The sequence below is a fragment of the Clostridium sp. KLE 1755 genome (assembly GCF_000466465.2).
GTDB classification, from domain to species: domain Bacteria; phylum Bacillota; class Clostridia; order Lachnospirales; family Lachnospiraceae; genus Eisenbergiella; species Eisenbergiella porci.
In genome coordinates this window covers 21,764-47,287 of sequence record NZ_KE992653.1, presented here as the reverse complement: position 1 = coordinate 47,287, position 25,524 = coordinate 21,764, and the positions used below count along the sequence as shown (strand labels likewise).

Annotated in this window: 20 protein-coding genes; 3 read left to right on the top strand and 17 right to left on the bottom strand. The window is 36.9% G+C overall.

Annotated elements, in window-relative coordinates:
- Positions 1-19 precede the first annotated feature (19 nt).
- From HMPREF1548_RS02105 to HMPREF1548_RS02085, 5 genes are all read right to left on the bottom strand, one after another.
- On the bottom strand, positions 20-2,068 hold the full coding sequence (locus HMPREF1548_RS02105) for a glycoside hydrolase family 31 protein (protein ID WP_021634032.1): 2,049 nt from the start codon (positions 2,066-2,068) through the stop codon (positions 20-22).
- Positions 2,069-2,147: 79 nt separating this feature from the next.
- Entirely contained in the window at positions 2,148-3,812 is a 1,665-nt protein-coding gene (locus HMPREF1548_RS02100; protein WP_021634031.1) for an extracellular solute-binding protein, read from the bottom strand.
- A gap of 50 nt (positions 3,813-3,862) precedes the next feature.
- Entirely contained in the window at positions 3,863-4,780 is a 918-nt protein-coding gene (locus HMPREF1548_RS02095) for a carbohydrate ABC transporter permease (RefSeq protein ID WP_021634030.1), read from the bottom strand.
- A 15-nt stretch (positions 4,781-4,795) separates the two neighbouring features.
- The gene (locus tag HMPREF1548_RS02090; RefSeq protein WP_051358294.1) at positions 4,796-5,680 is read right to left on the bottom strand and encodes an ABC transporter permease; all 885 of its coding nucleotides are present in this window, start codon (positions 5,678-5,680) and stop codon (positions 4,796-4,798) included.
- Between the two features lie 404 nt (positions 5,681-6,084).
- Entirely contained in the window at positions 6,085-7,653 is a 1,569-nt protein-coding gene (locus HMPREF1548_RS02085) for a helix-turn-helix domain-containing protein (RefSeq protein WP_021634028.1), read from the bottom strand.
- 406 nt (positions 7,654-8,059) lie between these two features.
- On the opposite strand from HMPREF1548_RS02085, the gene HMPREF1548_RS02080 reads away from it, so the two are divergent.
- Positions 8,060-9,271, top strand: a complete 1,212-nt coding sequence (locus HMPREF1548_RS02080; protein WP_021634026.1) for an iron-containing alcohol dehydrogenase — start codon at positions 8,060-8,062, stop codon at positions 9,269-9,271.
- Between the two features lie 165 nt (positions 9,272-9,436).
- Here the strand turns inward: HMPREF1548_RS02080 and HMPREF1548_RS02075 are convergent, their stop codons facing one another.
- Entirely contained in the window at positions 9,437-9,772 is a 336-nt protein-coding gene (locus HMPREF1548_RS02075) for a DUF3784 domain-containing protein (RefSeq protein ID WP_021634025.1), read from the bottom strand.
- Positions 9,773-9,949: 177 nt separating this feature from the next.
- Here HMPREF1548_RS02075 and HMPREF1548_RS02070 point away from each other — a divergent pair, with 177 nt between their 5' ends.
- Positions 9,950-10,537: a zinc ribbon domain-containing protein gene (locus HMPREF1548_RS02070; protein ID WP_021634024.1), complete on the top strand. Its 588-nt coding sequence runs from the start codon at positions 9,950-9,952 to the stop codon at positions 10,535-10,537.
- A 176-nt stretch (positions 10,538-10,713) separates the two neighbouring features.
- On the opposite strand, the gene HMPREF1548_RS29305 is transcribed toward HMPREF1548_RS02070, so the two are convergent.
- From HMPREF1548_RS29305 to HMPREF1548_RS02020, 11 genes are all read right to left on the bottom strand, one after another.
- Positions 10,714-10,875 (bottom strand): hypothetical protein, encoded by a 162-nt coding sequence (locus tag HMPREF1548_RS29305; RefSeq protein ID WP_157065614.1) that lies wholly within the window; start codon positions 10,873-10,875, stop codon positions 10,714-10,716.
- A gap of 259 nt (positions 10,876-11,134) precedes the next feature.
- Positions 11,135-12,871 (bottom strand): ABC transporter ATP-binding protein, encoded by a 1,737-nt coding sequence (locus HMPREF1548_RS02060; RefSeq protein WP_035320675.1) that lies wholly within the window; start codon positions 12,869-12,871, stop codon positions 11,135-11,137.
- A gap of 21 nt (positions 12,872-12,892) precedes the next feature.
- The gene (locus tag HMPREF1548_RS02055; protein ID WP_021634020.1) at positions 12,893-14,023 is read right to left on the bottom strand and encodes a DUF3048 domain-containing protein; all 1,131 of its coding nucleotides are present in this window, start codon (positions 14,021-14,023) and stop codon (positions 12,893-12,895) included.
- Positions 14,024-14,047: 24 nt separating this feature from the next.
- Positions 14,048-14,311, bottom strand: a complete 264-nt coding sequence (locus tag HMPREF1548_RS02050) for a hypothetical protein (RefSeq protein WP_055725846.1) — start codon at positions 14,309-14,311, stop codon at positions 14,048-14,050.
- A 21-nt stretch (positions 14,312-14,332) separates the two neighbouring features.
- On the bottom strand, positions 14,333-16,477 hold the full coding sequence (locus tag HMPREF1548_RS02045; protein ID WP_051358292.1) for a radical SAM peptide maturase, CXXX-repeat target family: 2,145 nt from the start codon (positions 16,475-16,477) through the stop codon (positions 14,333-14,335).
- Positions 16,478-16,540: 63 nt separating this feature from the next.
- On the bottom strand, positions 16,541-18,199 hold the full coding sequence (locus HMPREF1548_RS02040) for a DUF6311 domain-containing protein (protein ID WP_021634017.1): 1,659 nt from the start codon (positions 18,197-18,199) through the stop codon (positions 16,541-16,543).
- Between the two features lie 789 nt (positions 18,200-18,988).
- A complete protein-coding gene (locus tag HMPREF1548_RS02035; protein ID WP_157065613.1) occupies positions 18,989-20,302 on the bottom strand; it encodes a lanthionine synthetase LanC family protein in 1,314 nt (437 codons plus the stop codon).
- Positions 20,254-21,900 (bottom strand): type 2 lanthipeptide synthetase LanM, encoded by a 1,647-nt coding sequence (lanM, locus tag HMPREF1548_RS02030; RefSeq protein WP_021634015.1) that lies wholly within the window; start codon positions 21,898-21,900, stop codon positions 20,254-20,256. The genes HMPREF1548_RS02035 and lanM overlap by 49 nt, the downstream gene beginning before the upstream one ends.
- Before the next feature lie 73 nt (positions 21,901-21,973).
- The gene (locus tag HMPREF1548_RS29300; RefSeq protein ID WP_157065612.1) at positions 21,974-22,114 is read right to left on the bottom strand and encodes a hypothetical protein; all 141 of its coding nucleotides are present in this window, start codon (positions 22,112-22,114) and stop codon (positions 21,974-21,976) included.
- A 31-nt stretch (positions 22,115-22,145) separates the two neighbouring features.
- Positions 22,146-23,435: a sensor histidine kinase gene (locus HMPREF1548_RS02025; RefSeq protein ID WP_021634014.1), complete on the bottom strand. Its 1,290-nt coding sequence runs from the start codon at positions 23,433-23,435 to the stop codon at positions 22,146-22,148.
- A complete protein-coding gene (locus HMPREF1548_RS02020) occupies positions 23,432-24,154 on the bottom strand; it encodes a LytR/AlgR family response regulator transcription factor (RefSeq protein WP_021634013.1) in 723 nt (240 codons plus the stop codon). The genes HMPREF1548_RS02025 and HMPREF1548_RS02020 overlap by 4 nt, the downstream gene beginning before the upstream one ends.
- A gap of 693 nt (positions 24,155-24,847) precedes the next feature.
- Here HMPREF1548_RS02020 and HMPREF1548_RS02015 point away from each other — a divergent pair.
- Positions 24,848-25,405 carry a hypothetical protein gene (locus HMPREF1548_RS02015; RefSeq protein WP_021634012.1) on the top strand — a complete coding sequence of 186 codons (558 nt, stop codon included), beginning with the start codon at positions 24,848-24,850 and terminating at the stop codon, positions 25,403-25,405.
- Positions 25,406-25,524 lie beyond the last annotated feature (119 nt).

The following is a 25,524-nucleotide window of genomic DNA, read 5'->3' as shown; positions in this document are numbered from 1 at the left end:
GTATTCACAGTGAAAGTCCTCAAAAAGTAATTATCAGATCACTTCCTTCTTTCACAAATACCGGTATTACATCAATAGGCGCAGCAGCATTTACCCACTGACCTCCATCGTACACCTTCTGTGTATATGCTTCCTTCCAGCTGTATCCGGCCGGCAGGTAGACCTTTCTTTCACTTGCATCCTCTTCCATAACAGGAGAAACCAGTAAATCAGGACCAAACATGTAAGAATCATCCACATTCCAGGTATTTTCGTCCTGTGAAAAGTCATAGAACAAAGGACGCATTACCGGCGTTCCTTTTTCATGAGTAAGCTTCATCTGTTCTCTTATATAGGGACGGAGCTGTTCTCTGAGATTCATATACTTTCTGCAGATTTCAAAGGCTTCATCACCAAAGCTCCATACTTCATTATCGGCCCCCGTACCAAAAAGTCCAATTCCTGATACCATGTCACCTGCAAATCCGCTCTGCGGCTCTCTGTTTCCATGCAGTCTCATTACGGGACAGAAGCAGGCATATTCAAACCATCTGATTAACAGTTTACGGAACGTAGGATCGTCCGTCCTGGCCCCATGGAAGCCGCCGATATCGGTTGTCCACCAGGGAATTCCGGCCATAGCCATAGATAGTCCCGCCCTCACCTGTCTGTTAAAGCATTCGAAGGTACTGTCTATATCTCCTGACCAGACGAGCGCACCGTATTTTGCACTTCCAGCCCATGCAGATCTTACCAGGTTAAGGGGCATATCATCCCCTTCTGATTTCATTCCTTCATAAAATCCCTGTGTATACATTCTTGGATATATATTTCCAACTTCCATAACACTGCCCAGCTGATACCTGTAATTGGTATAATCATAGGTGGTGTACTCCGGTTCCGCCACATCCAGCCAATACAGCTTTGCCCCATTGTCCCAGTAGTTCTGTTTAATTTTACTCCATACAAAGGCTCTGGCCTCAGGATTGGTAGCATCAAAAAACAGCTCCTGTCCAAAACAAGTCATGGAAATGCGCACTCCATTTTCCGTGCGTACAAGATAACCTTTCTCCAGCATTTCCCGGAAATTTTCCGAACGATAATCCACTGTAGGCCATACGGATACCATAAGCTTTACGCCCATTTCATCCAGTTCTTTGCACATTCCCGGTACATCAGGCCAGTATTTGGGATCAAATTTATACTCTCCCTGCTGGGTCCAATGGAAAAAGTCAGCTACTATCACATCAAGGGGAAGTTCCAGTTCCTTATATTTTCTTGCAACATTAAGAAGCTGTTCCTGCGTCTGATAACGGAGCTTACACTGCCAGAATCCCATTCCGTATTCCGGCATCATAGGCGCCTTCCCTGTCAGTTCCATATAATCCTCTTCTATCTCCGCCGGCGTATCCCCCGCAATTACCAGATAATCCAGTTCTTTGGTGCTTTCTGCAATCCATTCAGTCCCATTTATACCAAAAGTAACCTTGCCCACTGCCGGATTATTCCATAAAAATCCATAGCCGATATTTGATACATAAAAAGGAACACTTACCTGGGAATTTCTCTGGGCAAGCTCCAGAATGCAGCCTTTCATATTCATATATTTCTGCTGATACTGACCCATGCCGAAAATCTTTTCTTCATCGTTTCCAATAAATCTTGCTATAAGCCGGAAATTATCGCCTGCTGCCGTTTTAAATTCTCTTCCCATAATGTTCAGAGGCATACTTGGAGTATCCTTCAACCTTCTCCAATGCTCCTTTATCAGGAGCTTTTTCTCTTGATTATAAAACGAGAGAACACCGTCTGCGTTAATAACTGCAGCTATCTTCCCATTTGTAAGCGCTCCAAAGGATTCATTTTTGCCGCTGTACATATTAGCATAAACCGTACCACTGGCATTCACATCATCAAAAACCTCAATTTTCCCTGCACATCGATCTTCAGCTGCCAATGCCCAATTATGCTCTGTAAAAACAGCATTTTTTGTTGAGCGCACACGAACTGCATTTTTTCCCCAGGCATCCACACGTACAGTTTCGTTATCAAACTGGTAATAAAGGCTTCCTTCTTTTTCAAATATCATAATTTCCCGTCCTCCATCTTATTTTATAAAGGGCACACACCCCTTTGGATGTGTGCCCGGTAATCTTACATCATCTACTTTACTTCATGGATGACATATATGCTTCATAAGCATTATTCTGAATCTCTATAAGCTCCTGAAGTCCCATTGCATCCAACTGCTTCAGATAATCATCCCACTCATTATCGATTCCGCCGTCTACAACCCAGTGAGCATATTGTGCTTCCACATATTTATAAATATCTGTCCCGAGACTTGTAAGCCTTGTTAACTCTTCATCTGTGTATTTTACCATAGGGAACGCATTGGATTTATCTGTGCGTACATATTTTGCATTTATTTCATCCTCTGCCAGCTTAATGCCGTCACCCTGATTCTCAGGAAGAGATACCTTGTCATAAAAATCAGGATTCATATACTTCGGTCCAAAGTCACGCATGGAATAAGACCATGCGGAGGTATCAAGAGAACTTCCGTCTGAAGGCACCAGTACTTCATAGGTTCCATCCCCATTATCCTTTACCTGATCCGGAATAGATCCGTAGAAGGTCTGAAGGGAAACGAGATCCGTATAAAAATCATCCGCCCACTGAAGCAGCTTTTCAGGATTTTTGCAATTTGTAGTAATCATTAATTCTCTGTCACATACATCCAGGTAATTCTGTGCATTTTCAATATAACGTTCTCCATCAGGGCCTGCTACTGCCTCCAGCGGAATAAACTGAGCGGCATTCAGTCCTGCCTGTGCATCAGCTGTCCATCCGGTGAAAAGGCCAACCTGTGAACCGCCTTCAGCCTGCAGCTTTGCAGTTGCCATAGAGGATTCCTGTGTGAAGAATTCAGGGTCAATAATACCCTTCTGATACATATCATACATCCATTTTACAGCTTCCTTGTAATTATCCTGTACAGGCATAAAAACTGGTTTGCCATCCTTGTCAAGGCCCATGTAATTATTATCACGGCTTACAAGAGTACCAAAAGGAGCAAGAATAGTACGTAAGTTTCCGCTGAGTACAGCACTGCTTGCGGAACCGGTGATACCTACTTCATTGTTGGGATCTCCATCACCGTCAGCATCCTGAGTTACAAATGCTTCCAGAACATTTTCCAGTTCTTCATAGGTTGTGGGAACTTCAAGTCCCAGATTATCCAGCCATTCCTTGTTCAGATACATAATATCCCCGCATACAGTAGGTCTTAACGGAAGTTTTTTAACCAGGCTGTAGATTTCTCCATTACGATCCTTTGCACGGGCAAGAAGCTCCGGTTCTTTTTCAAATACTGCCTTCAGGTTAGGCATGTTCTGATCGATCAGATCTGTCAGCTCTACAAAATATGATTTATTCTGCGCTACATCTGAGTCGTTCAGACAAATAGAACCGAAGAATGCGTCAGGAAGATCTCCGGATGCCAGCAGCAGTGATTTCTGCTCTGCCCAATCACTGTTATAGTAAACCTGCCAGTTAATCTTAATCCCGTGTTTTTCCTCAAGTTCCTTCATAATACCGCTTTCCAGGAAATCAACAGGCCAGGAATCCGTCCAGCGTACCGTTGCAATAGTATAAGTAGGAACATCATCGGATACGGCCTCATCTCCGCCGCTGTTCTCCGTCGTTTCGGCCTTGGCAGGCTCGCTTCCTGCAGTTGTGGTTGTTTCTGATTTGCTTCCGCAGCCGGCCAAGGTTCCAACTACCATGGTAGCCGCAAGAAAAATACCCAATCCTTTTTTCAAATAGCTCATAATCTCTCTCCTTTTCTTAATATACTGAAAGCCACAATGGCTTTACCGTCTCAGCCCTTCAGGGATCCTAACATAACGCCCTGATTGAAATACTTCTGTACAAACGGATACATACACATAATAGGTGCACTGGAAACAACAATAATTGCATATTTAATTAAATCAGCCATCTGTTTGGCTTCCACGGCCGCAGCCCCTGTCGCCATGGCACTGATAGTCTGATTGCTAATCAGTATATTCCTCAGTACCAACTGCAACGGCTGCAGTTCAGGGCTTCTCAGATAAATCAAGGCGTTAAAATAGGAATTCCACTGTCCTACTGCAGTCCACAATGCTATAACTGCAATAACTGCCTTGGATAAGGGAAGCACAATACGGAAAAAGAAATTCAGGTTTCCACAGCCATCAATCTGGGCCGCCTCCCACAAATCCCCTGGAATACTATTGTTAAAGAAAGTTCTGGCAACAATGATGTAATAAGTTATTACGGAAAACGGCAGAACCATAACCCAGAACGAATCCAGTAACCCAAAATCTTTTACCACCAGATAGGTGGGGATCAGACCACCTGTAAAAAACATGGGAATCAGATAAAATACGGTAAACAGGTTTTTTCCGCACAAATCCTTTCTGGATAACGCATATGCTGCCGGGATATTTACTATCAGGGAAATTACTGTCCCTGCAGCTGTGTAAAGTATTGTATTTTTATACCCTACCCAAAGCTGGGAATATTCAGCTAATTTCTGATAGCCTTTGAAGTTGATTCCCTTCGGCAGAAAGACAATATTACCCGCCGATACATCCGCCGGACTACTGATAGATGCAATTACAATAAAGTACATTGGGTAAAGCACTATCAGAATTATAATAAAAGCAATCAGATACAGAAAAAAATCAAATATCCGGTCTGTTCTGGATTTTTTTACCTTGATACCTGTACTGACCACATTTTTCTGTTTTTCCATTTCTCCACTCCCCTTCTATATCAAAGATGTATCACTCATTTTCTTAGAGATAAAGTTTACGCTGAGCAATAAAGCCAGATTTATAATATTATTAAAAAATCCAATTGCCGCAGAAAGACTGTACTGGTTACTTACAAGACCCATCTTGTATACATAAGTGGAGATAATTTCACTTGCACTGCTGTTCAGTGTGTTTTGAAGAAGATATACTTTTTCAAAACCAACGCTCATGATACTGCCTGTTCTCAAAATAAACATGATGGTTGCAGTGGGAAGAAGCATGGGAATGTCAATATTCACCAGCTTCTGCCATTTACTGGCCCCATCCATAGTAGCTGCTTCATACAGTGAAGGATCTACTGCGGACAGAGCTGCAATATACAAAATACTGTCCCAACCAACATGCTGCCATGCTTCGGTCCATACATAAATACTGGAAAATGCACTTGCCTGCCCCATCAAGTTGGGAAGCGTGATTCCTATGTAGCTTAACAGCTTCGCTATTATGCCATGACTAGGAGAAAGGAAAAGAATTATCATACCACACATAACAACAGTAGAAATAAAGTGTGGCAGATAGGTGGAAACCTGGAAAAACTTTTTGAACCGCCTTGCCGCCATCTGGTTGCACATCAATGCAAGTGCAATCGGAAGAGGAAATGTAACAATAATACTGTAAATACTGATAATCAAAGTGTTCTTTATTGTTGTCCAGAACTGATAGGAATTAAAATATTGTTTAAAATACTTCATTCCCGCCCATGCACTGCCCATAATCCCCTCGGCAGGTGTGAAGTCCTTAAAAGCAATGACAACACCATACATAGGAATGTAAGTAAACATGAACATGATAACCAATGAAGGCAGCATTAACAGATACAGTGAACCACTTCTTGACATTCTTTTCCACAGACTCACCTGCGGTACATACGTTTGCTGTTTCTTTTTAATTGCAGCTGTTTTTCCTGACACTCTTTTACCACTCCCAACTCTTATTTTTTTGTGCGGTTTGTTTGTAAAATTTCAATTATATGTATTGCAAATAGCGCATTGAACAAATAATTGTTGTGTTTTATAGATAAATTGTATATTTTGCCAGAGATATTATCTATAAATTCTAAGTCCAGTTATTAACAAAAAAAAGTCCTCTTTTATCATCCGAAATTTTACAGAATCACTTTTTTTTGTTATTCAGGACAGAATTTTGCTAAAGCCTTCCTATAAAAACAACAAAGGCCCTGAAAATTGTTAATTTTCAGGAGCCTCTGCCCATTTTATTCCTTAAATTTATTATCAGATATATTTCAATATGAATTGTTCTGAACCCTGTTTCGGTATTCATTGGGAGTACATCCAGCATAGTCGCGGAATGTTTTGCTGAAATATGAGAAATTGCTATAGCCTACCTCCAGTGCAACCTTACTTACTGAAAGATTAGAATGCTTCAGATATTCCTGAGCCTTTTGCATTCTGCAGGAAGACACGTAGTTGGGTATGGACATACCGGTCACATTCATAAAAATCTTTGACACATAATCTTCAGAAAGAAAAACAATGCTGGCCAGCTTTTTCCTTGATAAATCTTCTCTCAAATGATCATTAATATAATGTTTCATCTGCTCCACAACGGATTCCTGCCTGTTGTCCTGATTTCTGAAGCCCGACAGCTTTTCCAGCATATAATGTATGAAAAGCTCCATGTCGGGAAGTGTGCTTACAGCTTTCTCATAGAAATCGTCAAATTCTTTTCCATCAAAAATTCTGGTAACAAGAATATCCTGTTTATTAAGATATCTGTATATCATCTGCATTAATTCTTTTCTGAAATGCTCCAGTATCGATACCGTTACCTGATTATGCGCCCATAGGCTGCGTATAAACTCAAGAAGCTTCTGCTCTACACCTTCCAGCATATCTTCCGCCATCATTTCCTTTTCCCATACCTCCCATGGCGGAGAAATATACTCTATCTCTTTCTTAAACCACTCTTCTTCAAAAAGAAGTCCGCCTTCACCAGGAACCGCCTCCAATTCCATCTGTTCCAGAATTTTTTTGCTATTTATCAGCCCGTCCATTCTGCAAACTTTTCCTATATAAATGCAAACCCGCATATGGAGTGCCTTTTCCAGATAATCCTTGAAGGTAGCCGCCTGTTTTTCAAGCTGTTCCAGCTTCTCATTTTCCCTGAATACTAAGTACCATTCATAATCACTTCTTCTCACCAGGAAAAACTCATTCTGTTTATACCCCCCCCCGATGAAAAATTCCTCTGAAATGTTCTGTACGATAAAATCGTAAAGATTAATATCGTTTTTCTTCCGTGTATCAGAATCCGGAAATGCTCTTACAATTTCCAGACGGCCCCTTTCCGACGGCCGATAAATTCCTTCCTTCTGCGCCTTTTCCACACCGGATAAACTCATGCCATCCTGAAACAGGAACCTCTCCCAGAATGCATTCTGTTTATCCTTGCCATCTTCCTTCCGCTCATTACGTTCTCTGATAATCTCAACAATACTGGTTAATGCCTCCTCCAATTCTCTGTTCGAAACCGGTTTCAGCATATATTCCCTGGATTTCAGATTAATCGCCTTCTGTGCATATGCAAAATATGCATAACTGCTCAGGAAAATACACTCAATTGGAATTTCTTTGTTTCGAATCCACTCAAGCAATTCCAGGCCGCTCCCCTGAGGCATTTCTATGTCTGAAAGCAGGATATCCACACTGACTTCATTCAGGATTTCCATAGCCTGCCTGATATTATAGGCTGTAAGAACCGTCCCGATACCAAGCCTCTTCCATGATACTCCTTCTACCAGCTTGTCTACCACCAATCTGTCATCATCTACAATTAAAACACTGATATTCATGAGCTTTCCCCCATATCTTATGTACTCAGCATACTATATAGGTAAAAATAATTCAAGAATCATACACGGAAAAGAAAAACCGAAAAGAAAAACCCTTTACATTCCGGAAATTTTACTTAACCGACATGAAATCTATTTATGTGCAATCACTGATAATAAACAATAACGAAATAATCCCACATAATTTTTATGTGTTATTTATACATAATCAAAAAGTCTTATTCATATATTTTTATGTAAATAAAACATATCTTCTCTTTGTTTTTTTTATTTTATTTTGTATATTTTATCTAATTACATTGACTTACCTGTTTCAAAGTGTTAAAATATTAACAAATCGAGATGTCAATCGAGGGGGACATGACATACCCGGTAATCATACAAAATTTAAGGAGGTATTTTAGCAATGGGACGTTTTACTTTACCGCGTGACTTATATCATGGAAAGGGATCACTCGCAGAGCTTAAGAATCTGAAAGGAAAGAAAGCCATCATCGTTGTTGGCGGCGGCTCCATGAAGAGAGGCGGATTCCTCGGACAGGCTGAAGAATATCTGAAGGAAGCCGGCATGGAAGTGAAGCTTTTTGAAGGCGTTGAGTCCGATCCTTCCGTAGAAACAGTTATGCGCGGCGCGAAAATGATGCAGGAATTTGAACCCGACTGGATCGTTGCCATGGGCGGCGGCTCACCGATTGATGCAGCCAAGACCATGTGGGCATTCTACGAATACCCCGACACTACCTTTGAAGATCTGATTACTCCTTTTGCGTTCCCGGAGCTGCGCCAGAAAGCTCATTTCTGTGCTATCTCCTCCACATCCGGAACAGCAACGGAGGTTACCGCTTTTGCAGTTATCACGGACTATCAGAAGGGTATTAAATATCCTCTGGCAGACTTTAACATTACGCCCGACGTTGCCATCGTTGATCCTAACCTTGCGGAGACAATGCCTCCGAAGCTGGTAGCCCATACAGGTATGGATGCCATGACACATGCGGTAGAAGCCTATGTATCCACGCTTCACTGCAATTACACGGATCCTTTGGCTCTCCATGCCATCAAGATGATTCATGACTATCTGAAGAAATCCTATGACGGCGATATGGACGCCCGCGATCAGATGCATGACGCCCAGTGCCTGGCCGGTATGGCATTCTCCAATGCACTTTTGGGAATTGTTCATTCCATGGCACACAAGACCGGCGCTGCTTTCTCCGGCGGACATATTATCCACGGGGCTGCAAACGCAATGTACCTTCCCAAGGTAATCAAATTCAATGCGGCAAATGCAGAAGCTTCTGAAAGATATGCAGATATTGCCAGATTTATCAACCTTCCCGGAAATACCACCGAAGAACTGGTTGAATCCTTAATTGAAGAGCTGCGCAATATGAACAGAATGCTGAATATTCCTCTCGCAATCAAGAATTACGGAGAAGGAGGGCTTATTGCAGATAATTCCATCATTGACGAGAAGGAATTCCTTGACAAGCTTCCCGCAGTTGCGGAGCTTGCTATCGGAGACGCCTGCACAGGCAGCAATCCCCGTATCCCCACACAGGAGGAAATGGAAAAACTTTTGAAGTGCTGCTATTATGACTTAGAAGTAGATTTCTAATTACATAGGTGATTCCCCCTAAGGACACACCCCCTGCCGGCATCAATTCTAACCGGCAGGGGGTATTATTTTACAGGAAAATGCATATATATAACAACCGTTCCGCTGCGGCCGCACCGTCAGCCATCTGGCGGCGTAAATATTACAGCCTGTTTCGTCAGGAACTCATTTACGGTATTTGCCAAAAGCCTTTTCCGTATCTATATGGACCTCGCGGAAAAACAGAACCAGCCAGACGGCAAAAGCCGGAATGGCACAATATGTGTTTACAAAATACGACAGCGCTCCCCCAATCAGGAATACGACGCACCACAGAAAAAACAGGTTCCGCTGATCCCGGCTCATTCGCGCCTTGTCGTATTTTTCCCGCTCTCTTTCAGGCAGGGTATTAAAACCGCTGATCAGCATCGCGCCCTTCTCCTTAAGAAAAGCAAAAATAATTCCGAGGATCAAAAAAATAATTCCTAATAATAGACAAAAATAAAATCCCAGATTCAACATGGTTTTCCTTTCCCGGCTGCTCCTTTGCTCCCGTTACAGAGACAGTTACACCTGCTATATGCAAAGAATAACACGTTTAGCCCGGGATTCCAATTAATTTAATAGAAGCTTAATAAAATTTTACTTGTTATACCACATATATAAATATAGAATAGGGAAAAAGGAGGTATTGCTCATATGGACTTTTTAGACAAGATTGGTAATATCGCAAAAAATATCGGGGACAGGACAAACGACGCCATTGAGATCACAAAGCTCAATGCGAAAATTTCTTCAGAAAAGAATGCTGCTGCAGAGGAACTGAATAAGATCGGAGATTTTTATTATAAAAAATTTGCAGGGGAGGAACCCATCGACACAGAAATCCAGGATTTCTGCGCTGCCGCCGCCGCACATTATGAGGCGATTGAGCAGGCAAAGGCTGAGATCGAGCGGATAAAACGGGAAAATAACCCCAAAGGAAACAGCGCGGATAATGATGAAGCCCGGCCGCCGGAGGAAAACAGAAATAATACCGGCGACACTGCTGCTGCCGAACCGGAAAAGAAACCTGATCCGGCCCCGGAATCCATGGTGGTCTGTCCCGCCTGCCAGGCCCTGAATCAGGAAGGCCTGCGGTTCTGTACGCAGTGCGGCTCTCTTCTGGAGCCGGAGCCTGCAAAGGAAGCCGGGGAAAAGCCTGCCAGGAAGTGTCCTGTATGCGGCGCCGAAATGAAGGACGGCTTTGTTTTCTGCGGATGCTGCGGTGCGAAGATAGCGGAATAAAGGCGCAGTGCATATTGAATGATACAGGGGATTCTAGCTGTGCCATATGTTACAGACATAGAAAACTTTGGCGCCCCCGCAACTTTAATTACTAAAGAACCGGCCGCCGGCTGTGAAAGGGAATTGAGGCTTTCACGGTCCGGTGGCCGGTTTTTCTTTTTACTCATGCCGCATAATTACCAGAATCCAGAAAATGAACAGGTATTTTCACAGGCATTCTGACACCGAGCTGTACATATTCCAGTACATTGGTTTTTACATGCATCAGTTGCACATTGGGTAATATCCCTGGGAACGAAATCACAAATTTCTAATTCTTCAAGTTTACTTTCAAACATACCTTAATCCTCCTCTCTTAAAAATTTTTAATTGTTACCATAGTCCCGACACTGCGCAGTCTGCCTGGCATGAATAGCCGCAGGCAGCTTGACATGCGCCAGTACATAATCCCTTACAGGCTTGCTCTGCACATTGTGGGTCTACTCTAAGTATTTCATCCATAGACAGCAATTCCTGTAATTTACTCTCGTACATGCCTGCCCTCCTTTCTTTTATAAACCCTTTGTTTTCCATCATTATTTTATTCCGTAGCCATTGCTACCCATTTGAATATGTAAACAGATATTTGTAAGTCTCGGAATTCGCGAGTAAAAAATCATGGTTTCCGGCCAGTTCAATTCTTCCTTTATCTAAAACAAAAATTTTTACTCCTTCTCTGGCTGAATTTATCCGGTGTGTTGCATGTATAATAATTTTATTTTTACTTTCTTTTCTCAGAATAAAATTAATATCTCTTTCTGACTTGCCATCTAAATCCGATGTAATTTCATCAAATAGTAAAATACTGGCTTTACTGACAAGTGCCCTTGCAATATTAATTTTTTGTTTTTGCCCGCTGGATAGTGTAACTCCATTTTCACCTACCTTCGTGTTATATCTCTCCGGCAGAGATTCAATAAAATCTGAAAGACCAACCTTTTCATATACATTGATAATTTCGTTATCATCGTCTACATCGCAAAAAAAACGTATATTTTCTAAAAAAGATATGTTTTCTATATAAGCATCCTTAGAAATATATTTAACCGAACGTCTCAAGATAGGAAGAGGGATATTCATAAGTTCCTTTTGTCCAAACCAGATATCTCCACTTGTATAGTCATAATATCGCACTAGCAACTTTAATAAAGTACTTTTGCCGGATCCATTTTTTCCTACCATGGTATATAAACCATTTTCATTAATTTCAAGAGAAATTCCATTTAATATATTACGTCCCTGAACATATGAAAAGAAAACATTATTCACAAGCAATAAATTAAAAACTTGAATTTCCACATCCTCTTTTTCCTTTATAAGAACCGTTTCAGAAGGCAGTTTTTCTATATCCTTCAGACGTTTTATACAAACCTGTACTTTTTGTGATTCCAGGTTTAAATTTAAAATCCGATCTACTTCTTTCGTTAAGAAAGAAATATATGTCAGAAATGAAATCATATTTCCTAGGCTAAATTCATTTTTCCATATCATTATGGCTGCAAAGTAAAAAAGAAGGAGAGATGAAAAGTTCATAATCAGACTTCCGCAAATTACAGCATGTGAACGAAGCTTCTTTTCTTTCCTGGTAATTCTCCATTGACCTTCCATCAGGTTACCAAACAAATTAACATATTTATCTTCAACAGAATAAGTACGAAAGGAAATTATGTTATTTAATACATTAACTTGAAAAGTATAATATTTATCCCAATAGGAGCTTTTTTCTGTCTGTATTGCCCCATATTTCTTCTTAAAATAGAAATTAACTAAAAATGAAAGTGGTATAAATATAAGCGCAATTCTGGACAGGTTCCCGGATATATTAAATATGAATATCAGTGAAATAACAGAATTCAGGAAAATTGATATGACTGATGTAACCAGGCTAATAAAATATGTTGTAATCACTTCTATATCACCATTTAAACGTGATAACAATTCTCCTTTTCCCATCCGCTCAATTTCCAGGCATCTTAATAAAATAATATTTTTAAAAACATTACTTTTTATTTTAGAGGTAATCCGGAAGGATATCCATTCCCCATAATAACTTTCCATCACATGTAACATATTTACCATAATTACCGAACTGAAATACACAAAAAGAATTGAGCTAAATCCCTTTACATTTATATTTACAACACTGTCAATTAATTTTCCATAAATAAGCGGTTGTACACAAGCCATAGTCAGTCCTGTGAACAAGAGAAAAATGAGCGTTAATAAATGTAATCTATACCCGGAAGTATAGGAATATAAAAAATCGTATATTGCTCTTTCTTTTTTACACGTCACTTTATCCTCCACTGTAGATGTCTAATTAAGTATTACATCCTCCGCATAGTCCATCCAGACAATGCAAATCCACGTCTTTCCTGGTGTTAATTTGATTGTATCCCCATTTTCGTCAACATAAATAGCAGGATCGTTATCACTGAAACGCGACCAGGTACCTTGAATTATTTTTCCTCCTGTGAATACCTGTACAGGATATCCATTATCTCCATGAGTGCCGAATGCCAGGTAATCATTTTCATCTCTGACTTCACCGTAACAGTACTGCAATATTACATTGTCATAGCTTAATTGCCTTCCTGTCTCTTCATCAATTTGCGGGCCTCCATACTGATATCGGTTATATTTTCCATCCTCATATTTAAAATATGCCTGAATTTTACCATAGCCGTTTCTGGCATTCCCGGATTTCCCTCCAGGATAAATTTCATGTACCTCCGGCTTATCCTGATATAAATCATCATCTTCCATAAATATAAATTTAGGTTTGAAGGTATCATGATAAGTTAAAGAATATTTAAACTTTTCCACATCTAATAATATATCCGGTCCTGACGTTATGACATTGTGAGGCGCCTTTCTGTCAACAGTTCTGTGGAAAGCATATTGTGCCGGATGATTAATTCCCGCCACCGCCGCGCTGATGGCATCTACCCTCCCACTATTAAGCAGTTCACCCACATATAGAGTCGCCTGTCCAAAATGACAATAAATAGCATCATGCTCCAAGGCACTATATACAAAATAATCCCTGCTGCTTCGAATATACCCTATTTTCTCAATATCCTCCCAGTCTTCGAAAATACCCATCAACCGGGTAATACGGGTTTCTACCGGAGCCTCGTATATGACAGCGGCTTTTTCAATTCCATATTGGGGGCAGCCACTTTTAATATTACTCATCATTACTGCTATCGGCCTTTTATTTTTCTGTTCCTCCGCTATTGGCAGACCAGTAAGATAACTATATGTATTATTTTCTTCCGATATACTCTGCTGCGGTTCAACATCTTCCTCTTTCTCCGGTTCCGTGGACGCTACACTTTCCATACTGTCAGGGGTTATGTGTTGAAATTCCTTATCTCCGCATGCCATAAGCGAACCGGAAATTACCATTGCCAAAATAACAAACCAATATCTTCTATTATACATAGTTGTCCACCGTCCCATACTTTTCTATTCGTCCATTACAACTTCATTTGTATTAAAATCAATAAATAAGTTTCCTTTTGCCCATCCCTTTATCTCTGTATTATTACTCCACCATGCAGTGTATTCATTCATTAATACAAGATAGTCATTTTTGAGGTTTTGAAACAGCTGTTCATCAGTTTCTGCATTGATAACTTTAGCCAGATTTTCCATTGCCAGCTTTTTTTCATACAACTCAAGAATCTCTTCCTTCTCTTTTTCTGATAAAATATCAATTACTTTCCGCATAATTAATCCTCTTGCATACATCTAGTGTGTATAAAAAGAATACAAGGAACTATCGACTCCTCCTATGTTAGAAATCGGATCCATATACTCTGTATCGTCTATTGGTTCTCCCTTACAGCCTATATCCAATTGATATTTTTGTGTGACAGAACGTTCTATATAGCTTTTCTTACATTGATATGAAGGAGATACATTCACCTCATTAGTTGCTTTTTTATTACGGTAAATACAATTCCTGCATTGATAAGCATCACATTTCTGGCATATAGGATGGTAGTCCATATTATATAGATGTTTATTTAAATGCTTATTTATGCCCTCACCGATACTTCCTATCGAAGGCTCAAGCCCGCTCTCATAAAGTCCAACACATGTATAGATATCACCATCCGGCGAAAGTACAAAAGTTTTTTCTCCCGCTTTACAATTACTGAAGTCTTTTAGATAATAGCGGTCTGTAATTAAGTTTAATTCCTTTTTTCGATTTTTTATCAATTCCTTTTCTAAAATAGAAAGCTGTGCTTTATATATGTCAAATTGGAAATCCGCGCTCAAATTATGAATATTAACATTAATCCTATTAGATTTCTCCATAAGCTTACTCACATTTTCTGCGAGTTCGCCTATATTTTGTTCCTGAATGTTAAAAATACAGTTATCAACAGGTGCAGCTTCAACTTCATTAGGCGTATTCATTTCAAATACGGGAAGTACATTTATATACTTACCCAGAGCTTCCTTATACACATCAGCTGATACAATATGCCGAATACTAAATTCATGTATAATGGGAATATCAATATCTAACACCCTATGATTAGGATGAACCAGCACTGCTTCATAGAAGTTTCTATAACAAAAAGATAATCCTTCCGCTAACACTTCCTTAGCCATAACTTGCGATTCTTCTTCTTTTGTATTGCAATAGCAGCAATAACTAACATAATTATCAGATAATAAAAAATACATTTGGCGTCTGTCCTGATGCCACCTTCTTTTTATACCATATCTTTCATGTAGCCTGGCAAAATAATAATCATTTGCCCTGACACGGGCCTTATGCATTTTACAAATGTACTTGGATCTTTGAAAATTGGTATCTGTATCAGCTTCGTCATAATTAAACCCCTGGCAATGATTACAACCCTGTGCCACAGGACATTCCAGACATTCGGCATCACTTTGGTAGCGGTTGCTTGCAACCATAAACGGCCTTATTTTTTCCATGTCGATTCCGTTGTCAACATCACCTATTATCCACTCTTTTCTTTTATTCAGGGAATATGACTTATAACGAATACAAGGATAAATTTTTCCATCCGGTCCTAAAGCAACCATTTTGCCTGCCCCGCATGTTGGCCGATCTAATAATTGTGGTTTCAGGTATCCGCCAATACTTTCAGAAAAGAACGTACAATTATATTGTCCATATAAATTGTTATCAAGGATATAATCACCTAATTGCTTCAGCTGCTCCTCCAGTATACTATCGTCTCCTTCTCTCCAGACATTTTCAAATACTACATTTGCAGCAACATCCGTGATCCCCATTTCCCATAAATTAATTATGCTGTCCTTAAGATATTTAAGATCCTCGCTGGAAAATGTAACTTTTGTACTAGGTGCAAACTCTTTAAGATATAAGGGTATATTGGATAAAACATAATCATAGGAACCAGAGCCATCCGGAAATACACGTTGTAAATCATGCTTTTCTTTATTACCATCTATTGTTAAGCCTACCGATACTTTTCCTCTGTTCTTTTCCAAATACCTCTGTACCTTCTCTTCACCAAAATTTATTCCGTTAGTTGAAAAGCTGAATCGGTAATTCCAGAACCAGGGGTGTTTCATTACATATGCCTGCACTTTAAAATAATCACAAATTCTATCGATCAGTTCAATCTCAAGAAATGGCTCCCCGCCGATAAAATCAAGTATGACAGCCGGACCACAATGAACTTTTCCGCTTAATATGTAATCAATAAATTTTCGTGCTGTTTCGAAGCTCATTTTATTATCAGTTGATTTGTGCGAAATATAACAATATTTACATCTTAAATTGCAATCTTCTGTTACAACAAAAGTAATAGACTGGGCAGAACCATCACGCCATGAAGAGAGCCCTTTTCCCATTTTATAATTAGTTGTAATTAATTTGTTCATATTCTTCTCCATGATAATAATAGAAAATACTTTTTACAGAAAACAAAAAATTATATTATGTACTCAGTATTCAAACGGTTTTATAGTTCCTATAACCATTCCATCGATATTTTTATAGTTCATATAAATATCATTACGTATCATTCTATCTGATTCTTTAAATACATATAATGTGTCTTCCTGTATATTACCCCTAATTTTACTTTGATCCATTAAGTTCATATCCCGAACCGTTTGACAGGATAATTTAAAACCATTCACAGTCATTCCATTTTTAGCTGCGTAAATACTCAAGCTATATAACATTTCTTCATCATCAAAAATATTAGAAATAAAAACAATATGCTTTAACTTTTCGTCATTTGCCCATTCCTCCCATATTCCATCTTCTAAACGACTTTTATAACAGAAATTAGTACTAAACTGAACCTTTCTATGTATTAATTGCCACTTCTCGTCTTGAACTTGTACAATAGTAAATAGAACTAACAGAATAATTAAAATATTCTTCCAAGGTATATTTTTCTTCAGCCATATCACACATCCTAATATGACTAAATAGACAACCGGCCAAATAAACCGGCCGCAATTACCAATACGCAGCCATATGGAATAAACCCAAGTCGGATACTCTATCTTTAAAAGTATTTTATTTCCGTAAGTTATCCAAGGGGATAAGGAAATTAAAATAGACAATATTGATAAAATCAAAAATGCCAATCTATTTTCATGAAAATTTTTAATAAATAATCGAGGACATTTTTCTTTATTAACGAATATATATATAAATTTATTTAATAAGTAAACTACTAACCCAACTATAAATAGTAATAAAATACCAGTTCCTGGATATGCCAATCCCTCAGAAGGATTTTCACCATATACCACAAAGCTAGGTATCAACTTTGACCATCCCTGTGGATTTAGAAATCCGTTCAAATTAAAGCTTCCTTGTCCTATTAAAGTAGAATCCGGTAAATGAAAATGAGAAAAACCTCCCAAAAGTGTTACTGTCACAATAGCCACACATATATAGGAAAAAAAATCCTCTAGTGTATGTATTTTATTTTTATTCAGTATAATATCTGATAGCAAAAAGCTAAAAAAAATAATACCACAAATAGGTATAAAATATAGATGAATACTTCCTGCCAAAAAACCAGCCATTCCCCATACAATAATTTTCTTTCTTCGCTCCATCAATTTTCTTTTAACACCCACATATAGTGAAAAAAGAATCAACCACTGAGCACCTAACGCAAAGTTTAATGATACTTGTTCCAGTAAAATTGGAGTTATCACAAAAAATAAGCTACTTATCACAGCTATCATTTTATTTTCAATGAAATGATAAATAAGAAGGGAACTATAGGCACCTTGAAGACCCATACACAGAATAATCCATAGCCCAAAATACTGAAACTCATTTGGTAGAACTACATCGAACAGTTTAAAAAAAATTGCACATAATGGTATTGAATTTGTATAGATAATAGATACAGGATTAGGGTATGTTATATTATTCATTAATCCAATGGGGAAAAGCCATTCACTATTTCTAAAAAAAATCCATCCAAGAAAGTTTTGGGTGATATTACCACCACCCAAAAGCCAATCCGTATATGTAATATTCAAAATTTGTGTACCAAATATACATATAAATGATATGCATCCCACCAAAAAACCAAGTATACACACATTGTTTCTACCAAGATATCTCATAAGCTTCTGTAACGTTGTTTTTGCCCCCTTATTTTTCTTTCTGTAAACAATACTTTTATCTAAAAAAATTAATTTATCTATAACATCAAAAATTAAATGTCGAAATCAATTTGAAAAAATAAAACTCTAACGAAAATAATATAATCTAGATAATTGTAAAATAACATTATAACGACTTATATCTTATTTTCATTACATGAAATCTAACTTAATATGAATGACTTTTTATAATACACCAACATACAATTTATATGCATGTTGGTGTATTATAAGATTGTTAATTAAAAATTTTAATCATGATTATTAAACTTATTGCAATATAATTTTTAAAAATGAGGTGCATGGCTATAACCACCAGCTATTGACTTAGTTGTAGCACCGCAATTAGTACAATGGGTATCTTTCCAGATAATTACTTCACACATTGTACCAGACAGATTATTACAATGTGACTCATACGTAGACGAAACATTATTCATTTTTTCGCAACATACTTGTATTCTAGGTTGTGCCGCGGAACAGGGGATAGAAAACATAAAAGCCAATGTAAGAATAGGTAAAATAATATTTCTTTTTTTCATACGCTTTGCTCATCCTTTCTAGTATAAGTATTAAAATACTTTCATTTTCAATAAAATTATATAGTACTGTTTACTCTGCAGAGTTTACAATAAAAAAATATCATATTCAGATTAAAATTTGTCAAAAATAGCTCCATCCGTCATTTTTTGACCCTATAAAAAAGGAAGCATACAAAGTTAGACCACTTGTATACTTCCATCGTTGTTTTTATATCAATAAAACACATCCAACACCAACTATTCCATTCATAAGTCCCAAAGAATTTACCTCCTGAGGGAGCATTTTGTTCCAGTCCAAAACATTTTCTATAAAATTATTCCATGTATCATTCATGGCTTTTTTTTGAAAATAATCTACCCCAAATACTTTTTCATATTGCTTCATTATCCAGTAGTTTCCTGCCATACCATGGCAAAGACACATTCCACTCCTTTTCCAATTTGAAAATAATATTGAAGATGCACTATCAATATCACGAGCAACCTCATTATTCCCGCTATATTCCTTTAAGGAAATCAGTTTTAGCCTTGACAATAAAATTCCTGCCGCACCATGACACCATGCATTTCCAAATATCTCCTTGTCGGGATATCGTAAATCAACCCAATTCCTATTTTCTAAGGAATAAAGAGAATTCTCATAAGCTAATATATCATCAATTATTTTTCTATATTTTATTTTATGAGTAATACGATACAAATCAATATATGCTGATAAAAACCCGCTATTTCCATGTGCCATTCCTCCTAATGCTCTTGTTACTGTTACATTTGTCCATCCTATACCAATACATTGTTTTTGTGCATGAGCTATTAAATAATCTCCCATCTGTATAGCCAAATCTAAGTATTTATTGCCACCAAATTCATCATGCATCTTTATTAACAAGGTAATAGCACCGGCATTTCCTGATAATAAGTCAAATTCCATATCTTTCCGGAATGTATCTTTTAGTTTTATTATTTGTTTGTCGGCATAATCCTTAAATATATTTTTCTTTGTAAGCATATATAAGAGATAATAGGTAAATGCAATAGATCCTTCTCCAACCAATAACCCCGTTTTACATGATTCAAGGGATTTGTTTGAATCCGTAAATAAGAATAGCTTCTTGAGAATTAATCTATACATTCTATTACAAACCGGATATTTTTTTATCTTCAGCAATGTCAAAAAGAAAGCAATTCCTCCAATTCCATCATAAAAATCCATCCCGGCTGAGGTTAGATACCAGCTGTTACCTTCTTTCATTTTAACAGTAATCCATCCTATATCCTCATTTTCAACAACTGCTCTTTTTTGTATTAACTCATATATTTTTTGGATACCTTTTCTGACGCATAAGGTATCAGTATTGCAGCCCTTATCCTCACTATTCAGATATTTGTTTATTCTTACTTCCGGGTTTGACATTTTCATAGATAGTTGAATAAAGTCTATTTGCTGTTCCATATCAACTTCTGTTATATTTTTTATTCTCTTTTCATAACAAATCTTTGGGGAGGCTGAAAAATATGCCAAATTTTCATCACCTCTGCAGGATAACAAAGGTATATCCCCTTGAAAAAGTGCTTCAATCTCAAGTTCTGTAAAATATTTATCTTTTCCTTCTGAAGTATCTGTAAAAAAAGGAGACGTTTATCAGAATCTTTTAAAAATTCTATATGTAAAGAACTGGACAATAACATACTATATTGCTGAGTATGTCTGATCAGGATACGACACTGTTCTTTCCAGAATGTCTCAAATAGTTTTTCTGGATTTGTCTTATCTTTCAAGAATATACGGTACGCAGTTCGAAAACCAGTACATATTTCTTCAATATAATCTTTAGGATTAATTTGTTTGCCTTCAAAAACAGGGAGACTCTTTCCTTGTTGTATCTCCCTATACTCATAATCAATATACATTTCAGAGGTCTTTGCTTTTTTTATAACCGGAAGCTTTACGGTACTCTTTAAATCTGCATCATAATTTAACGCCCCAAATATAACCCCTTTACCTGCTGCACTCCATGAAGTTGTCGGAAGAATAGCTGTGCTTAATACAGAATCCTGTATTATCTTAGTTATTCTTTCTTCCGCATTTTTAATATCGTGTATTTTTTTTATTCCTGGCAAAGTTTCCAAATCCAATGCAGCAGGGAATTCCCCCACCGCCAAGAAATTTTCCTGATGCATATCGGATGCATTCAGTAACATACATAGAAAAAGCTGGACCCCCATACGCATAAAGTATCTTTTTACCTGAAGCTTATTTTCACAGGATGAGCATTCCAAAAATTCTTCCCAGCCATAAGATCCCCTATCATATAGTTTGAAATAAAAAGGAGCCAGGCCCATATTTCTATAAAACAGGTTAATTATTTTGTGATACAATATCTCCTTATGAAGGCTGTGAGGTTTGTATATAAGTGTTGTACCATTATCTAAAGTACATCTGGCAACGCTTTTACCTCCTGAATGCCAGTCAGAACAATTCATATTCAATGAAACTATTTTAAGAAAATTATTGTTATTGCAAAATTTTTTAATTATCACTTTCTTATCCATGTCTATATGTTCAAGAAGTTCATTAAGATTTTGCCATGCAAATGTTATTTTGAGCCATATTAGTCGCATCATTTCCGGATATTCTTTGCATAATTTTTTTAATTCACCAATATTACAAAGCCGTTCTCTACAATAATATTCATATTCCTCTATTATATTCTCTCCCTGCAGTTTACCTTGCTCTTTCCACAAATGCATATCATAAATACAGACACGAATCGGTATATCTTGAATGCTATATGCCAAAACTTCAGCTATCATCTGTAACGGTTCAACTAAGAATTTATGAACAAGCTTCACTTTTTTTACTTTCTTCAGGAATGTGTTAATTATATTTACATAAAATGGTTCGAAAACTTTGTCCTTCAATTGAAATTTTTTTACATCTGTCTTGGATTCCTCTGATTCGTAAAATTCTTTTGTTAGATTCTCTATTTCGAATATATAAGGCTGATCAGACTGAATAAAAGTTTCCTTTTCATTTTCCAATATTTGTTTATATAATTTTTCCCCCAGTATTTCATTCCAAAATACTGTATTCTCCTGTAATATTCTTTTAGCCTCCATAGATTTTCACCTTAAATAGGAAATTATAAGACTTTTTTATAAAATTTTCCTTTGTTCTTATTTTCCTTTGTTTTTAGCAACAAGATAAAGTAAAAAATGGTCCACAATCGTTAGTTATCGAAACAATTACTTCTATTTCTGACTCTGGACTAAGCTTTTCTGCCTCTTTAATTTCTGATAAAATATCACCTGCATAGTGTTCTAAATTCTCCATTAAATCTGCCTTCTTCCTTATTTACTTTTTCTTACATTCCAAATGTTATCTGTACTGTAAAAATACCATCTCCATAGTTGATATCCATTCTTCCATGATTACGTTCCACTATCCCTTTTACATTTTCAATTCCCCATCCATGCTCCCTTCCTTCTTTAGATGATATAAATTTCCTTTTCTTTTTTACCGGCTCTTCCAAATAGCTGTTTTTCAGACTAAGTACAGTAATATTATTTGCCCTGTAAAGTTTAAGTTCTACGTTCCTCCTTCCTTCGTCACACTTTGCCGCAGCATCTATCGCATTATCCAGCAGATTTCCCAGAACAGCAAAAAAATCATATTCTTTAATCGGGCTTTCCATAATTTCAGTTTCCAGCTTTAGCTCAACATATTTCTTCTTAGCCTGACTTCCGGCATTGTTAAGCAGATTGTCAATTCCATTACAGCCAGTCCAGATTCTGACCATCTGTTCTTTCTTAAATTGCGCATACCTCTCAATAATATAATCTTTCCCCTTCTGATATTCTTCCTTTTCCATACATTCTAAAAGGTACTGGAATTCATATTTTCGATCATGGTTGATTTTTCTGATTTTATCCTGCTCCTGCATTATTAATCTGAAATTTTGTTTTATACTTTTTTCATTGATATACATTATATTTAATTTAGCTTCAGCTATTTTATATAATAAAATAATACTCAATAATAATATAAGAAATATCAGGCAGAGAATTAATAAAATTGCCAGCCAAAATACATGCGTTGAAAAACCATCAATTCCCAGATTCCATAGGCCTATCCCCATAACCCATTCAAAAGTACCAATAGCCAGCACTAAATATAAATATCTGCTCAGAATTATTCTCAGAAAACTCTTAATTTTTCTAAAATTGTACCTTAATATAAGAAAAAATATTAAAAGAATTACACAACCATATAACCTTATCAGCATATTTTCTACACGGATAAGCTGTGCCAGACTATAATCTGAATTAACTCCAACCAGAATAAGGGCCGGCAGAATACATAAAACACAGAAATTATTATAAAACAGACACCAGCTAAAAGAAGTCTTCCATTTACAGTTGCTCCATTTCCAAAGACAGATACTTTCCACTACAGCAACAAATACTACTGCTGTTAATGATATCTGACTGTAATAGTTATTATATAATTCCATTATAAAACACAATCCTGTCATCAAATATGCGTAAACTTTTACACCTCCCTTTTTTCTTCCGTAAACACCTATAAACAATCCCATTCCCACCAACATATGAAGAGAAACTTCAATTATTGATAATATTACATGTACCATCATTTAATCTTCCCCCAATAGGTAAGGACTTTTTCTCTGACCATTTCATATTTTGAACGGCTGATATGAAGTTCTGTCCCTCCGGTAAGATAAACCTTTTCTCTGTCACAGGAACACACATGGCAAACATTTACAATACATCCCTTGTCAATATAAAAAAACTCCTCCGCATCCAGCTCCTGATATACTTCCTGTAATGTCTTTCTTTCTTTTATTACACCACCACGATAGTATATTATTATGTATTTATGATCCTTAACAATATAATAGATATTACGGTATAATATTTTTCCAAAGGAACTGCCTGCTATATATAGATATTCTTTTTCATTTTTCTGCTCAATTATCGGTACAATGCAATCTAAAGCTTCCTCTAATAAGTTCTCCAGTCTCTGCATGTCTTTAGTAATATAACGAAAAGCTCTGACTTTGTAGCCTTCTAATGCATATTCCTCATAGTTAGATATAAAGATTACAAATGACTCCGGCAAATATTTTCTGGTCTCTTTTGCTACCAGTATTCCACTTTGCTCCGGTAATTCAATGTCCAACATAAAAATATCGTAGTATTCCTTTTCCTTTAGTTCTATAAGTAAAATCTCAGCTTTTGAAAACAAATAAATTTCTGACCGAATTCCCTTACGATTAAAATATTTATTAGTTATATTATTAATAAAAGTTCTGTCTTTATCAGAATCATCCAAAATTGCTATACGAATCACTTTTTTTCTCCTTTGTTTTCAGACGATTAAAGAAGACCATAAAATTGCTTGAACCGATTATCTTTTTATCCTAAAGCTTTTAAAATCCTAAACACTTATACGATTATTTATATTTTATCAAATCTACTGTTAAGAATACTCCTTTGACCTTATTCTGTCGTTTTTTGACCCTCAACTGTACGAATCGTAACATTTTACAAGTCCTTATTCTTATTTTATCTGGCACTAAAAAATAGAAATGTCTCTGACAAAGAGCCAGAAGATAAGCGTATGACCATAAAGCCTGATAAGAACCGGGAAGACTGGCTGAACAATAGAAATAGGTAGGAGATACAATTGGAGGTCTAAAAACGACTGAATAAAGACAAATATACAATTGTTGTACTAAGTTTGTTAATATATAATAAATAATACTTGAGATTGAGAAATTTATTAATGGATCTAGAAAAGAATTAAAATTTAACGGGACTATTGGTAGCAAAAAATAGGACTGAACAGGGAATTTTGTTAAATAATTTTTAACCTGAGCTCTGTATAGTTACAATATTATTGAAATTTGGAGTGTTTATTGAGCATTTAGAAAGGAAGTGATACCGATGAAGATCAACAAGTAGTAAAGTACATAAAAGGGACTATAATTATTTGCAAAGGATAAATAATATTTTATTTTCAGGGAAAAGAGGGATATATTTTATGAAAAATAAATTAAAAGCAATAATACTTTGTATTTGTATGATGACATTGTTTTTTTCAATGTCGCTGTCTGCCGCAGAACCAAATAAACTTACACCCATTGAAATAGATCAAATATTGAAAGACGTTGAGCCAGTTGAGGTTGAGCCGGGTGTGTACCTTAGAAAAGAAGGAAATCTGAGCATATATGACATAGATGCCTCTAAGTGTGAGTTCGGTTTAAAACAGTCAGATGCAAGGACGCCAAGAAGCATTTGGGATTTGGGAATTCCATATATCGCATCATTTTCTGCAACGGGAATGGCAGCATCATCAGTGGGTTTTACAGGATATGATACAATTTATGTACAGTTTACTAATGTAATTTGTACAACGAGTTGGAGATCTGAACTACATATTTCATCCCTTGCAGTTGCATCAGCATGGCAACCTAGTACAACTTCAACGTATACATCAAAATTCTACAATCTGGATAAAAATGAAGTATACCAAGCTGTATTTAACAAAAATGCGGACGATGGTGTTTATGCATCGGGACTTATGAAGGTTTATAAGTAGTAATCATGTTTTAAGGATATGCAGTAACTTTCAACTATGGGGAATAGCATTTATTGCTGTTCCTCATAGTTGAATTATTAACCTCAACAATATAGGAAAAATGGCTACAAGCAGATAAC